Source organism: Mycolicibacterium celeriflavum, from assembly GCF_010731795.1.
In the GTDB taxonomy this organism is placed as follows: Bacteria; Actinomycetota; Actinomycetes; order Mycobacteriales; family Mycobacteriaceae; genus Mycobacterium; species Mycobacterium celeriflavum.
The window spans coordinates 217,987-231,938 of sequence record NZ_AP022591.1 but is presented as its reverse complement, the minus strand read 5'-3'; the positions used below and the strand labels follow the sequence as shown (position 1 = coordinate 231,938).

General features: G+C 67.4%; 12 protein-coding genes. 5 read left to right on the top strand and 7 right to left on the bottom strand.

Annotated elements, in window-relative coordinates:
• The first annotated feature begins 56 nt into the window (after positions 1-56).
• Positions 57-2,093, top strand: a complete 2,037-nt coding sequence (locus G6N18_RS01075) for a glycoside hydrolase family 15 protein (RefSeq protein ID WP_083001258.1) — start codon at positions 57-59, stop codon at positions 2,091-2,093.
• 943 nt (positions 2,094-3,036) lie between these two features.
• Positions 3,037-4,419, top strand: coding sequence for a hypothetical protein (locus G6N18_RS01070; protein WP_109749411.1), 1,383 nt, complete (start codon positions 3,037-3,039; stop codon positions 4,417-4,419).
• 258 nt (positions 4,420-4,677) lie between these two features.
• Here the strand turns inward: G6N18_RS01070 and G6N18_RS01065 are convergent, their stop codons facing one another.
• Positions 4,678-5,388 carry a sensor domain-containing protein gene (locus tag G6N18_RS01065; RefSeq protein ID WP_083001263.1) on the bottom strand — a complete coding sequence of 237 codons (711 nt, stop codon included), beginning with the start codon at positions 5,386-5,388 and terminating at the stop codon, positions 4,678-4,680.
• 5 nt (positions 5,389-5,393) lie between these two features.
• Positions 5,394-7,304 (bottom strand): translation elongation factor 4, encoded by a 1,911-nt coding sequence (lepA, locus tag G6N18_RS01060; RefSeq protein ID WP_083001265.1) that lies wholly within the window; start codon positions 7,302-7,304, stop codon positions 5,394-5,396.
• A gap of 49 nt (positions 7,305-7,353) precedes the next feature.
• On the opposite strand from lepA, the gene G6N18_RS01055 reads away from it, so the two are divergent.
• Positions 7,354-7,944, top strand: coding sequence for a type II toxin-antitoxin system PemK/MazF family toxin (locus tag G6N18_RS01055; protein ID WP_083001267.1), 591 nt, complete (start codon positions 7,354-7,356; stop codon positions 7,942-7,944).
• Positions 7,945-8,014: 70 nt separating this feature from the next.
• On the opposite strand, the gene G6N18_RS01050 is transcribed toward G6N18_RS01055, so the two are convergent.
• Complete coding sequence (locus G6N18_RS01050; RefSeq protein WP_179962344.1) at positions 8,015-8,620, bottom strand: GNAT family N-acetyltransferase; 606 nt, start codon at positions 8,618-8,620, stop codon at positions 8,015-8,017.
• Positions 8,613-9,041, bottom strand: coding sequence for a CBS domain-containing protein (locus G6N18_RS01045; protein ID WP_059102414.1), 429 nt, complete (start codon positions 9,039-9,041; stop codon positions 8,613-8,615). The genes G6N18_RS01050 and G6N18_RS01045 overlap by 8 nt, the downstream gene beginning before the upstream one ends.
• Positions 9,042-9,215: 174 nt before the next feature.
• On the opposite strand from G6N18_RS01045, the gene G6N18_RS01040 reads away from it, so the two are divergent.
• Together G6N18_RS01040 and rpsT are read left to right on the top strand one after the other, a co-directional pair.
• Complete coding sequence (locus G6N18_RS01040) at positions 9,216-10,076, top strand: ribonuclease Z (protein WP_083001268.1); 861 nt, start codon at positions 9,216-9,218, stop codon at positions 10,074-10,076.
• A gap of 149 nt (positions 10,077-10,225) precedes the next feature.
• Complete coding sequence (rpsT, locus tag G6N18_RS01035; protein ID WP_067226357.1) at positions 10,226-10,486, top strand: 30S ribosomal protein S20; 261 nt, start codon at positions 10,226-10,228, stop codon at positions 10,484-10,486.
• A gap of 82 nt (positions 10,487-10,568) precedes the next feature.
• On the opposite strand, the gene holA is transcribed toward rpsT, so the two are convergent.
• From holA to G6N18_RS01020, 3 genes are read right to left on the bottom strand one after another with little or no spacing between them, the layout of a single operon-like run.
• On the bottom strand, positions 10,569-11,528 hold the full coding sequence (gene holA, locus G6N18_RS01030; RefSeq protein WP_083001270.1) for a DNA polymerase III subunit delta: 960 nt from the start codon (positions 11,526-11,528) through the stop codon (positions 10,569-10,571).
• Complete coding sequence (locus G6N18_RS01025) at positions 11,525-13,090, bottom strand: ComEC/Rec2 family competence protein (RefSeq protein WP_407663540.1); 1,566 nt, start codon at positions 13,088-13,090, stop codon at positions 11,525-11,527. Before G6N18_RS01025 ends, holA begins: the two co-directional genes overlap by 4 nt.
• A complete protein-coding gene (locus G6N18_RS01020) occupies positions 13,087-13,905 on the bottom strand; it encodes a ComEA family DNA-binding protein (RefSeq protein ID WP_083001272.1) in 819 nt (272 codons plus the stop codon). The genes G6N18_RS01025 and G6N18_RS01020 overlap by 4 nt, the downstream gene beginning before the upstream one ends.
• Between the last annotated feature and the right edge of the window lie 47 nt (positions 13,906-13,952).

The following is a 13,952-nucleotide window of genomic DNA, read 5'->3' as shown; positions in this document are numbered from 1 at the left end:
CCGGACACCCGGCCGATGAGTAGACGCCGGACACATCGGCAGTCGATGATGTCGGCATGGTTCTGCAACAAACCGGGCCGTCGGACGGGTCCACGGAGACCGAAAACGGGGCGAAACCCGCGCACGCTGTCGCGGCGCACACCCCGCTGACCGTGACCGCTCCGACGCCGTATGCCCCCGGCGGGTCGTTGCGGAACCCGTTTCCGCCGATCGCCGACTACGCGTTTTTATCCGACTGCGAGAACACCTGCCTGATCTCCTCGGCCGGGTCCGTCGAGTGGATGTGCGTGCCGCGGCCCGACTCGCCCAGCGTGTTCGGCGCGATCCTGGACCGCGGCGCCGGCCACTTCCGGCTCGGTCCCTACGGGGTGTCGGTACCTTCGGCCCGCCGGTACCTGCCCGGCAGCCTGATCCTCGAGACGACTTGGCAGACCCACACCGGGTGGCTGATCGTGCGCGACGCGCTGGTGATGGGGCCGTGGCACGACCTGGAGGCGCGGTCGCGCACCCACCGCCGCACACCAATGGACTGGGATGCCGAGCACATCCTGCTGCGCACCGTGCGATGCGTGAGCGGCACCGTCGAGTTGGTGATGAACTGCGAGCCGGCGTTCGACTACCACCGCACCCCGGCCACCTGGGAGTACTCGGCCCAGGCCTACGGCGAGGCGATCGCGCGGGCCACCCGCGACGCCGACGCGCATCCGACCATGCGGCTCACCACGAACCTGCGGCTCGGGTTGGAAGGCCACGAGGCGCGGGCCCGCACCCGGATGAAGGAGGGCGACAACGCGTTCGTTGCGCTGTCGTGGTCCAAGCACCCGGCTCCGCAAACCTATGACGAGGCCGCCGACAAGATGTGGCAGACCAGCGAGGCCTGGCGACAGTGGATCAACGTCGGCGACTTCCCCGACCATCCGTGGCGGGCCTATCTGCAGCGCAGCGCGTTGACGCTCAAGGGGCTGACCTACTCCCCGACCGGCGCGCTGTTGGCGGCGCCCACCACCTCGTTGCCCGAAACGCCTCAGGGCGAACGCAATTGGGACTACCGCTACGCGTGGGTGCGCGACTCCACATTCGCGCTGTGGGGGCTCTACACGTTGGGGCTGGACCGCGAGGCCGACGATTTCTTCGCGTTCATCGCCGACGTGTCCGGCGCGAACAACGGTGAGCGCCATCCGCTTCAGGTGATGTACGCCGTCGGCGGGGAGCGCACGCTGGTCGAGGAGGAATTGCACCACCTGTCCGGGTATGACGGTGCGCGGCCCGTGCGCATCGGCAACGGGGCCTACAACCAGATGCAGCACGACATCTGGGGCACCATGCTCGATTCGGTGTACCTGCACGCCAAGTCGCGCGAGCAGATCTCCGACACGCTCTGGCCCGTGCTCAAACAACAGGTCGAAGAGGCGATCAAACACTGGAAGCAGCCCGACCGCGGGATCTGGGAGGTGCGTGGCGAACCGCAGCACTTCACCTCGAGCAAGATCATGTGCTGGGTGGCGCTGGACCGAGGGTCCAAGCTGGCCGAGTTCCAGGGCGAGAAGTCCTATGCCCAACAGTGGCGAGCGATCGCCGAGGAGATCAAGGCCGACGTGCTCAAGAACGGCGTCGACTCCCGCGGAGTGCTGACGCAGCGCTACGGCGACGATGCGCTCGACGCCTCACTGCTGTTGGCCGTGCTGACCCGGTTCCTTCCACCGGACGACCCGCGGGTGCGGGCCACCGTGCTGGCGATCGCCGACGAGCTCACCGAGGAAGGTCTGGTGTTGCGCTACCGCGTCGAGGAGACCGACGACGGGTTGTCCGGCGAGGAGGGCACGTTCACGATCTGCTCGTTCTGGTTGGTGTCGGCGCTGGTCGAGATCGGCGAGATCAGCCGCGCCAAGCATCTGTGCGAGCGACTGCTCTCGTTCGCCAGCCCGCTGCACCTGTACGCCGAGGAGATCGAGCCGCGCACCGGCCGGCACCTCGGAAACTTCCCGCAGGCGTTCACCCATCTAGCGTTGATCAACGCGGTGGTGCACGTGATCCGGGCCGAGGAGGAGGCCGACAGCTCCGGCGTCTTCGTCCCCGCCAACGCCCCGATGTAAACCCTCAAATCGCCGAGCGCCGATCTGGTGGCGGACGGCTGCTCGCCGACCGCCATCTTCGCCATGAGCGATAGCGGCCTTCGAACCAACGACACGTCGCGCAAGGTGATCGGACACAGCGATCGGCGTCCTGGTCGGCCTGTGCGGACGCTCGCTCACCGACGCGTTCACCGACCTAGCCATCGCTTCCCCAACAACACAAACTTGACTCAAAATCCGGCTTCGCCGGACCAAGGCAACCTAGCGGCCTTTATCGCGGTACATACGCGCGTGGTCATGACCGTCGGCCCGCGTGGGAGCTGCCGCCGTTGTCGGTTCAGTAGCGGAGACCGACGCACCGATAATTGTGGTAGTCCACTACTCAATGCGCCCCATCTACCAGCCCTTGGGGTCGTTGACCTGAGCCGTCGCGCTCGCCCTCAATCAGGGTCGGCGACCCTGGAATCGACGGAGGAACGACGATGAGTACCGCCAACTCACCAGCGCGGCGCAACGTGCCCATAATGTCGTCCCCCGAGGATGCCGCTTCCGACAGCCATAGCTTGCGTGTCCCTCGCACCCGACATCGTGCCCCGGGACTCTAAACCCGATGGACCCCTCTTAGAGAGCACGTCAACTAGGTTGCCTCCGGTGGGCCGACTCATTGCTCAAGCAAATTGTTTCGCTTAACTCTCAGTGAATAGGAACGGCTTGGCGAGAGTCCTCTTTGGCCCGAGGAGCGATGTCGATGAAGGTTGTGTAACGGAAAATTGCCAATAGTGACAATTAATCCCTAGTTGCTGAGCTACGGTCTCGATAGCCCGGTTGAAAGTGTAGCCAGAACGTTGTTGCAACGGGCCGCTGCTGGGCACGGGGGGTATTGCATGTTTTCTGCGACATACCCACTCTTCGCGTCGTTTCGACGCGGTCTACATCACCACATCGCATCTCTGGGAGATTCATCATGGGTAACGCAAATTACATCGGCCGCGTCGGGGCGTTAGCGGTCGCGCTGGGCATCGGGGTCGGGCTGTTCGCGACGCCGGTCGAGGCTTTCGCCAAACCGGACAAGGACAGCAACGCCGCGAGCGATTCGTCAACGGCGAAGACGGACAAGGCGGACAAGACGGACAAGGCGGACAAGACGGACAAGGCGGACAAAGACACCAAGGCCTCGAGCGATTCATCGGCGGCGAAGGCGCCGAAGCCGCCGAAGAATGTGATGGTCTCGAAGAACGGTGTGGTGGTAAAAAATGGCGGCGGCACCGCGGTGGCCTTCACCCCGGAGGGTAGTACCGGCACCAAGGCCAGGGCCACCGGTGAGGGCGCCACAGCCAGCGTGACCAGCGGCAGCAAAAGTAGGGCCACTGCTACGGGCGCCGGTGCCACCGCGACTGCGGGCGGCGGCGTGAAGAACAGCGCCAAGGCCAACGCAGATGGCGCCATCGCTGCTGCCGGCTCGGGTGGCGGCGTCAATAACAACAACAACACCGCCCGGGCGTCCGGCGAAAACAGCGAGGCTTACGCCGGCAGCGGCGGCAGCGACAACAACAACAACAGAGCCACCGTCGACGGCGACAACAGCACCGCCTATGCGGGCGCCAACGGCAACGGCAACACCAACAATACGGCCACCGTCACCGGCGACACCACCACCGGCGTTCCCGGCGACAACAGCGTGGCCAGCGCAGGCTCCTTCGGCGACAACAACACCGACAACACCGCCAGCGCTGTCGGCCAGAATGCCCAAGCCTGGGCTGGCGGTGGTACCAGCGACGTCCTTAACGGTGGACCCGGCAGCAACAGCGACGACAACGTGGCCACCGCCACGAACACCGGGGGCAGCGACAGCGCAGCCTTCGCATACTCCGGCGTCGTGGGAGACAACAACGACAACAACACCGGGACCGCCACAAACAGCGGCACCAGCAGCAGCACTGCGGTCGAGGCCGGCTCCCAGGGAGATAACAACAGCGACAACAGCGCCTCGGCGACCAACACCGCGAACGACGCCACCACGCAGGCCGTAGCTGGAGTCATTGGTGATAACAACACCGGAAACACCGCAACCGCCACGAACAGCGGCGACGGCGCCACTACGGCGGCTGGTTCCGGGTATCAGGGCGACAACAACACCGGCAACACTGCAACCGGCACCAATAGCGGCCTCGACAGCTTCCTCACCGCCATTGCAGGCGCGGGTGGCGACGACAACATCAACAACACCGCGACCGCCACAAACGGTGTCGACAACAGCACAACCCAGGCGTGGGCGGGGTTCGGCAGCGATGGCAACGAGGACCTCGACGTCACCGCAGCCGACGGCGAGATCAACGAAGAGCCCTAGTCGCGAACAACTGCCCGGCCCCGGCGGCGGCGTGTTGCCGCTAAAGGACACGGCGGCCGTCGGGGTCCGGGACGGGTGAGTCTTTCCCACACCGAACACCTTTCGAAATGCAGGGCCGGCTGGCGGCCAAGGTTCGTTTCATATCCCTGCGGTGATCTCGCCCGCCGACGGTCGCTCACCGACGAAGCCCATATGGCGCTATTAGGACCGCCTACGGGAGTGTGTGCGCCACACTTCAATTTCCGGGTCGCGAAAGCCTTAAGCGGCGCCGACCTTGTCCAGCATCAGGCTGGTCACTGTAGCAGCCGCTTGCGGGCCGCCGAGACTGTTGACGTCGGAAATCTCAACGTCCACAACACAATCGGCGCCGATCCCGAGCGCACGTTCGGTCATCGAATCGCCGTCGTGCATCACCATCGCCGATACGATCCGGCCATCGACCGTCACATCGGTGACCCTGCTCGTCCGCTGTGCGCCGTGGTCGGGTTGGTTCAACACCAGCGACTGCCCGTTGCAGCGATGCCACTTGTCGGCCGAGTCGGCGAAGAAGGCCTGCGCGGCAGCCTTCGACGAGAACTGCACGACGCCGAAGAACCCCGACACCGGCGGGCCGTCGAACGATCCGCCTGCCCACGACTGGCTCGCCACCGATTGCACCGGACCTGCGTCGTAGACCACCCGCTGCAGCCGGTATGTCGGGCTGACGCATTCGGCGGGCGTCGCGTCGCCTTCGCCGACACTCGCCAGCAGCATGTCGGGGCCACCCTGTACACGTTGGCCCATCATGCCGGTCGAGCCGAGGACGGCGGCCAGCTCTTCCTGGGTGGGCAGAATCTTCTCCAGCGCGCGCGTCGGAGATGGTTGGACGGCTTCGGCGATGTGCACGACCGGCGCCTCGGCGGGCGGCGCCGAACAGCCGGCGAGTATCGCGATTGCGCCCAACGCCGCCGCCATCGCCGCCCTGCGCATCGGAGCTACTTCTTGGCCTTGTCGGCGGACGAGTCGGTGGACAGGGCGGCGACGAACGCCTCCTGTGGCACCTCTACCCGGCCGATGGTCTTCATCCGCTTCTTGCCTTCCTTCTGCTTCTCCAGCAGCTTGCGCTTACGCGTGATGTCGCCGCCGTAACACTTCGATAGCACGTCTTTGCGGATCGCGCGGATGTTTTCGCGAGCGACGATCTTCGATCCGATCGCCGCCTGCACCGGAACCTCGAACTGCTGACGCGGGATCAGCTCCTTGAGCTTGGTGGTCATCTTGTTGCCGTAGGCGTATGCCGACTCCTTGTGCACGATCGCGCTGAACGCGTCGACGGGCTCGCCCTGCAGCAGGATGTCGACCTTGACCAACTCGGCCTCCTGCTCGCCGGCCTCCTCGTAATCGAGGCTGGCATAGCCGCGGGTGCGCGATTTCAGCGCGTCGAAGAAGTCGAAGATGATCTCGCCCAGCGGCATCGTGTAGCGCAGCTCAACCCGCTCCGGCGACAGGTAGTCCATGCCGCCCAGTTCGCCGCGGCGCGACTGGCACAGCTCCATGATCGTGCCGATGAACTCGCTCGGCGCGATGATCGTGGTCTTGACCACCGGCTCGTAGACCGTGCGGATTTTGCCGTCCGGCCAGTCCGACGGATTGGTGACCACGATTTCCGAAGAATCTTCTTGGACAACGCGATACACCACGTTCGGCGACGTCGAGATCAGGTCGAGGTTGAACTCGCGCTCGAGGCGCTCGCGGGTGATCTCCATGTGCAGCAGGCCGAGAAAGCCGCTGCGGAAGCCGAATCCGAGCGCCACGGACGTTTCCGGTTCGTAGGTCAGCGCGGCGTCGTTGAGTTGCAGCTTGTCCAGCGCGTCACGCAGCACCGGATAATCCGAGCCGTCAACGGGATACAGCCCCGAGTACACCATCGGCCGCGGCTCGCGGTACCCCGTGAGCGGTTCGGCGGCGCCGTGGCGCGCCGTCGTCACGGTGTCTCCGACCTTGCTCTGGCGCACGTCCTTCACACCGGTGATGAGGTAGCCGACCTCCCCAACACCCAAGCCCGCCGAGGCTTTCGGTTCCGGTGAGACGATGCCGACCTCGAGCAGTTCGTGCGTGGCGCCGGTGGACATCATCTTGATGCGCTCGCGCGGGACGATCTTGCCGTCGACGACGCGCACGTAGGTCACCACGCCGCGGTAGGTGTCGTAGACGGAGTCGAAGATCATGGCGCGGGCAGGCGCGTCGGCCTCACCGGTCGGTGGCGGCACCTCGCGCACGACGTGGTCGAGCAGGTCGCGCACGCCTTCGCCGGTCTTACCCGACACCCGCAGAACATCGGTGGGCTCACAACCGATGATGTGGGCGAGTTCGGCGGCGTACCGGTCCGGGTCGGCCGCGGGCAGGTCGATCTTGTTGAGCACCGGGATGATGTGCAGGTCGCGATCCAACGCCAGGTACAGGTTGGCCAGCGTCTGCGCCTCGATGCCCTGGGCGGCGTCGACGAGTAGCACTGCGCCTTCGCACGCCTCGAGTGCGCGCGACACCTCATAGGTGAAGTCGACGTGGCCGGGGGTGTCGATCAGATGCAGCACAAAGTCTTTTTCGATGCCGTCGTCGTCGGTGACCCGCCAGGGCAGGCGGACGTTCTGCGCCTTGATCGTGATGCCGCGCTCGCGCTCGATGTCCATCCGGTCGAGGTATTGCGCGCGCATGTCTCGCTCGGCGACGACGCCGGTGAGTTGCAGCATCCGATCGGCCAACGTCGACTTGCCGTGATCGATGTGGGCGATGATGCAGAAGTTCCGGATCTGCGCCGGCGCCGTGAAGGTCTGATCGGCGAAATTGCTGATTGGGTTTCTCCTGGTAGGACGGTGCTGAGGGTGCCAACAGCGTATCGAGGGCATGGCCTGCGCACACAATCGCGCGTCCCCGACCCTCGCTTATGCTCGGGACATGGCTCCGCCGTGGAGAACATTCCAGAGGTTCGCGGAGAATTTGGTGTTCAACGAGGCGCCGAAGTTCATCCGTCAGATCGGCCAGTCCGACACCGTTCAGCGCGGAATCCAGCAGGGCATCAAGATCGGCCTGGACGCGATCGCCGGCACGCCGAAAGAGGATGCCCCGGCGATCACCGTGGGACGGCCGGTCAGCGGCAACTTCGTGCCGACGGCACATCGCGCCCGCAAGGTGGTGTACGCGCCCAACCTGGACGGTCGCGCCGACCCCGGCGAGATCGTGTGGACGTGGGTGGTCTACGAGGACGATCCGACGCAGGGCAAGGACCGTCCCGTGCTGGTCGTCGGGCGGGACCGCTCGACACTGCTCGGCCTGATGCTGTCCAGCCGAGACCACCATCGCGACGACCCCAACTGGGTCGGCATCGGCAGCGGCACCTGGGACTACGAGGGTCGGCAGAGTTGGGTGCGGCTGGACCGGGTGCTCGACGTCCCCGAGGCCGGCATCCGGCGCGAAGGCGCGATCCTCACGCGCGAGAAGTTCGAAGCGGTCGCCATCCGCCTCCGCGCCGAGTACTCCTGGAGCTGACCGCTCATCCCGCGAGCAGACACAAAGTGCTCCATTTTCTCGGGGCAGTTTGCGTCTGTTCGGCGAAGAACTAGCGCGGGTTTCGCCACATCGGCCACATGCTGGGGCCGCCGTCGGGCAACGTGATCTCGCCGGTGACCTCGAATCCGAAGCGCTGGTAGTACGGGATGTTGTCGGGGTTGCTCGACTCGAGATAGGCCGGCGCGTACTCGGCGTCGCACCGATCGAGTCGCGAGCGCATCAGCGCTTGGCCGAAGCCGGTGCCGCGGACGGTCGGATCGCTGCCGATCACCGCGAGATACCAGTGCGGCTCCTCCGGATGGTGTTGCTTCATCAGCTCGGAGACCTGCTGACCGCGTCTGACCCGCGAGCCGAACGCCCGGATGAAGCCGGGCATCATCAGCAGCTCTTCGAGGCGCCCCTGCTTCCACTGCCCGGGCGGGGCCCACAGCGCCGCGGCGCCGATCCGTTCGCCACCGGCCACCTCGACGGCGTCGGTTCGCAGGAAGTGGTGTCGGGTCATGGTCGCGAACATCCGCGTGAGGCCGCGAGCCCGCGTGGCGTCGTCGGGCAGCATCCACCTCATCACCGGGTCCTGGTAGAACGCGCGGCCCAGGACCTCGGACAGGGTGCGGACGTCGCGCCGCCGGGCGGGCGCGACCTCGACGTCAGCCACGGGTGATGTAGGCCTGCAACTGCTCCTGCTGCGTTTCGAGTTCTTCCATCCGCGTCTTGACCACGTCGCCGATGCTGACGATGCCCGCCAGCCTGCCGTTCTCCATCACCGGCACGTGCCGGACCCGGTTCGTCGTCATCAACGCGCTCAGGCTGTCGACCGAATCATCCGGTGCGCAGGTCGCCACGAAGCTGGTCATGATCTCTGACACCGGCCGTCGCAACAGGTCGGCACCGTGCGCATGCAGTGCGCGCACCACATCGCGCTCGGAGACGATGCCCACCACACCGTCGGGCGACACCACCACCATCGCCCCGATGTTGTGTACGGCCAACTCGGTGAGCAACCCCGCGACCGATGTCTCCGGGGTAATCGTGGCCACCGCGGCGCCCTTGCTCCGCAACACGTCCGCGATCCGCATCGTTGCCTCCGCTCGTGATGTACCTCACAGGCTAGGTGCGCCGCGGTCCACGCGGAAGGGTTTGCACGGTTGCAACCGGGTCACGCCTGCGCAACGCTGCTCTGCGCCTCGAGCCCGGGCCGGCGGGCCGTCAATGGCAGGTTTTCGACGCGGCCGTCAGGTATATGTGGGCCCATGATCGAGGTGACACTGCTCGGTACCGGAAGCCCCATCCCCGACGCCCGCCGGGCCGGCCCGTCGACGCTGGTGCGTGCGGGCGGGCAGACGTTTCTGGTCGACTGCGGCCGCGGCGTACAACAACGGCTGACCGCCGCGGGCGCCGCGGCCAACGGTTTGTCTGCGCTGCTGTTGACCCACCTGCACAGCGACCACATCGCGGATCTGGGCGACGTGATCATCACCCGTTGGGTGTCGACCTTCACGCCCGATCCCGCCCCGCTGCAGATCATCGGGCCGCCGGGCACCGCGGAGGTGGTCGACGCCACGCTCAAGGCGTTCGGCTTCGACATCGGATACCGCATCGCCCACCACGCCGATCTGACGTCGCCGCCGCCACTGCAGGTACACGAGTACACCGACGGTGAAGTGTGGAACAGCGACGGGGTGACGATCCGGGTCGCACCGACCGACCACCGACCCGTCGCACCGACGATCGGGTTCCGTGTCGAGCACGCCGATGCGTCGGTTGTCCTGGCCGGCGATACGGTGCCGTGCGAAAGCCTCGACGCGCTGGCCGCGGGCGCAGGCGCGTTGGTGCACACCGTCATCCGCAAAGACCTGATCGACAAGATGCCCATGCAGCGCATCCGCGACATCTGCGACTACCACTCCTCGGTCGAGGAGGCGGCGACGACCGCGGCGCGGGCCGGGGTCGGGATCCTCATCCTGACGCACTACGTGCCGGCCATCGAGGCCGGACAGGAAGACGATTGGCGCGCGCTGGCCGCGTCGGTGTTCGACCGGCAGATCGAAGTCGGTGACGACCTGCATCGCGTCGAGGTGCATCCCGGCGTCGGCGCGAAGCCGGCCCGGTGACGCCGAAGCCGCTGCGGTGAGGCCGACGGTCGGCCGGCTCGCTTTGGGCATTTGCCCGCTACGCTGGTAACCTGAACCGTCGCAGCCCGCACGCCGGGCGCCTACCAGACTTTGGGAAACTCCAACAGGATTTACGAAGGACTACACGCGTGGCCAACATCAAGTCGCAGGAAAAGCGGATCAAGACCAACGAGCGCCGCAGGCTGCGCAACAAGTCGGTCAAGTCGTCGCTTCACACGGCGGTCCGCGGATTCCGGCAGGCCGTCGAGGCCGGCGACAAGGACAAGGCTCGTGACCTGCTGGCGTCGACCAGCCGCCAGCTGGACAAGGCCGCCAGCAAGGGCGTCATCCACAAGAACCAGGCCGCGAACCGCAAATCGGCTCTGGCCTCGGCGTTCAACAAGCTCTGATCTTCCTCGCCGAGTACACGGCTGGTGTACGCGAATCGCGAGAATCCGTACGTGAGGCGTGCACTCCGCGCAATCAAGCCGCTCAGTCTGCTATGAGTTCGGCGACCCTCCTGACGGTTGCCTCCAACGCGTAGTCCGGGTCGGCCGCGGCGCCCTTGACATCCGCATTGAGCGCGGCCACCAATCGCATCGCCTCGGCGACCGAGGTGTTCGACCACCGCCGCGCCTGCTTCTGCGCCTTCTGCACCCGCCACGGCGGCATGCCCAACTCTGAGGCCAGCCGATAGGGATCACCCGACAACGGACGCACCCGGGCGATGGTGTGCACGGCTTCGGCCAGCGCGTCGGCCAGCACGACATGCGGTTCGCCGCGCAACATCGCCCACCGTAGCGCTTCGGCTGCTCCCGCGACGTCGCCGACGACGGCCTTGTCGGCGATGTCGAACCCCTTCACCTCGGCCTTGCCCGAGTGGTAGCGACGCACCGCCGCCGCGTCGACCGCGCCGCCGGTGTCGGTGACCAACTGCGAACACGCGGCGGCCAGTTCCCGGATGTCCGAGCCGATCGCGTCGAGCACTGCGGTGACCGTGTCGTCGCCGACCTTGACCTTCAGGGCGCGGAACTCACGCCGGACGAAGTCGGCCCGCTCGGCGGCCTTGGCGATACGCGCGCAGGGATGCACCTGCGCGCCCAGCTTCTTGAGTTGATCGGCGAGCGCCTTCGCGCGGCCGCCACCGGAGTGCGCGACGACCAGCACGGTGCCGGGCGGCAGATCGGCTGCGGCGTCGGCGATCAGCGCGACCGCGTCTTTGCCCGCCTCCGCCGCCGACTCCAGCACCACCACCCGCTCGTCGGCGAACAATGACGGGCTCAACAGTTCGGCGAGTTCGCTTGTGCTGACGTCGCCCGCGCGCAGCCGGTCGACCGGGATGTCGTGAGTGCCCGCCTGCTTGCGCGCGTCCCGCAGAACCGCCGCGACCGCGCGTTCGACCAGCAATTCCTCGTCTCCGAGGATCAGATGCAACCGCGACGCTTCGCTCACCCCACGATCGTGTCACGGCCGCCCGACAGCAGCCCCGCCACCGTCCATGCCAGCAGGCACACCGCGGCGGCGCCCGCCCCGACGCGCACCCAGCGCCAGCGCCAAGCCATCACCGCCCCGAAACCGGCGGCGGCGAGCAGCATGACCCCGGCCAGCCCCGACGGCACGGGCACCGTGGATCCGGGGACGCCGGCTGCCCAGCGGGCTACATGCAACAGCCACCACAGTTCCGGACCGGTGAAGCGGATCAGCAAATCGGCACCGGCGGGCCAGATGCGGCCCAGTGCGGCGGCGGCGGTGCCGACAACTGTGATCGGCGGAATCACCGGCGCGACCGCGACATTGGCCGCGACCGACACGATGCTGAACGTGCCCGCCATCCCCGCGACGAGCGGCGCCGTGACCAGTTGCGCGGCGGTGGCCACGCTGACCGCGTCGGCGGCCGGCTTGGGCCAGCCGCGGTCGGCGAGTCGCCGAGACCACATCGGAGCGAGTACGACGAGGGCCGCGGTCGCCGACACCGACAACGCGAACCCAGCGTCGACCGCCAACTCCGGGGATGCGATCAGCAACACCAACACGCTGGCCGACAACGCCGGAATCGCCTGTCGGCGCCGATGCGTCAGCACCGCCAACAAGGTGATCGCACCCATCACCGCGGCGCGCAACACACTCGCCGTCGGCTGCACGACCACGACGAATGCGAGCAGCGCGACCGCTGCGAGGCCGACTGCCGCCCGTGGGCCGACCAGTCCAGCCGTCAACAGGACTGCCCCGCACACGATCGTGACGTTGGCGCCCGAGACCGCGGTCAGATGCGTCAGGCCGGCGGCGCGGAATTCGGCCGTCGTGTGTTTCGGAACCCCCGACGTGTCGCCGAGCACCAGCGCGGGCAGCATCGCGGCCTGGTCCGCAGGCAGTGACCGCCGTGCAGCGTCGGCGAATCCGGCGCGGATTCCGTGGGCGGCCCGGTGGACCGCGGCCGCCTCGCCGTAGGTGGGCTCGCCGGTCGCCGAGAGCACCGCCACGCTGAGGTCGCGCCGGGTGGGTCGGCCGATCCGGGCTCGGAACGCCACGGGTGTGCCGGCCGTCAGGTCGGCAACGCCGGAGGTCGACGCGAATACCACCACCCTGCCCGACATTTCGCGCCCGTCGAACGTCAGCAGCGAGCCGCGGAACACCGTCCGGTTGCCGCCGAGCGCTCGGGGACTTTCCGTCGGTGTGACGACGACGGTGGCGGCCGTGCCGTAGCGCTGGGTAAGCGGGTGGGCGCGCAGCTGGTCGACCTGCAGGCCGATCGCGATCGCGAACGCGGTGGCCACCACCGCGACCGCGACCACACTCGCGCCGACGGCCGTTCGGTCGGCCTGCGCCCTCCGGCCACTACGTCCACCACCCCACCATCCCAGCGCCGCTGTTGTCGCCACTGCTACAACAGCGGCGCCGACCGCTCCGCCGAGGTGCCAGACGATTCCGGCGCCGGTCACCGCCCAGCTGGTCAGCGCCGCCGGGACCAGCCGAAGATCGAGCGGGGTCGCGCCGGCGTCCGCCACCGTCGTCACACATGAACGAGGCTGCGTAGCTTGTCGAGCCGCGCCGGTCCGATGCCGTCCACGTCACCGAGCTGATCGACGCTGGTGAACCGGCCATTCGCGTCGCGCCATGCCACGATCGCCGCGGCGGTCACCGGACCGATGCCGGGCAGCGTCTCGAGTTGCTCGACGGTCGCGGTGTTCAGGTTCACCTTCTCGCCCGACGGTTTGTCGCCTGTCCCGGTCGGCGGTGAGTCCGCCGATGTGGCCGTCGCACCGGGACTGACCGAGCTGCCCATGGCGGTCGGTTCACCTGGCGGCGCCGCGATACCGACGACGATCTGCTCGCCGTCGGTGAGCCGTCTGGCCATGTTGAGTCCCACCATGTCCGCGCCGTCCAGCGGACCGCCCGCCGCGGCGAGCGCGTCGGCGATCCGTGCGCCCGCCTCGAGCGTGACCAGTCCCGGCTTGTGCACCAGGCCCACGACGCTGACGACGACCGGCCCGCCCGACGCCGAGCTCGCCGCATCCGCCGTCGGGCTCGCCGACGAAACCATCTGCACCGGCGGAAGTTCGGCCGCTGCCACCGCGGGGGTATCGTCACGAACCAGCACGAACACCGTGATCAGCACCGCGATGACACCTACCCCGGCGAGCGCGAGGACGCCGGCGCGACCGGGGTCGGCGCGCACCGCAGCGACCCAACCCGCGGCACCGTCGCCGGTGGTTTCGGGCAGCCAGCGGGTCAGCGACGTGTCCGGTTGGCGCTCCTCGACGTCGGTGTCGGGCTCTACTTCGCCGCCCAGTCGGCGCTGCAGGCGCTCGGCGGCCAATTCGGTTCGCATGGTTGCCGAAGATAAGCGCGCACGCCGACCGCAAAGCGCGTCGTCGA

Coding starts and splice junctions, on each gene's coding strand:
- G6N18_RS01075 (WP_083001258.1), top strand. CDS start 57: ATGGTTCTGCAACAAACCGGGCCGTCGGACGGGTCCACGGAGACCGAA.
- G6N18_RS01070 (WP_109749411.1), top strand. CDS start 3,037: ATGGGTAACGCAAATTACATCGGCCGCGTCGGGGCGTTAGCGGTCGCG.
- G6N18_RS01065 (WP_083001263.1), bottom strand. CDS start 5,388: ATGCGCAGGGCGGCGATGGCGGCGGCGTTGGGCGCAATCGCGATACTC.
- lepA (WP_083001265.1), bottom strand. CDS start 7,304: ATGCCCTCGATACGCTGTTGGCACCCTCAGCACCGTCCTACCAGGAGA.
- G6N18_RS01055 (WP_083001267.1), top strand. CDS start 7,354: ATGGCTCCGCCGTGGAGAACATTCCAGAGGTTCGCGGAGAATTTGGTG.
- G6N18_RS01045 (WP_059102414.1), bottom strand. CDS start 9,041: ATGCGGATCGCGGACGTGTTGCGGAGCAAGGGCGCCGCGGTGGCCACG.
- G6N18_RS01040 (WP_083001268.1), top strand. CDS start 9,216: ATGATCGAGGTGACACTGCTCGGTACCGGAAGCCCCATCCCCGACGCC.
- G6N18_RS01020 (WP_083001272.1), bottom strand. CDS start 13,905: ATGCGAACCGAATTGGCCGCCGAGCGCCTGCAGCGCCGACTGGGCGGC.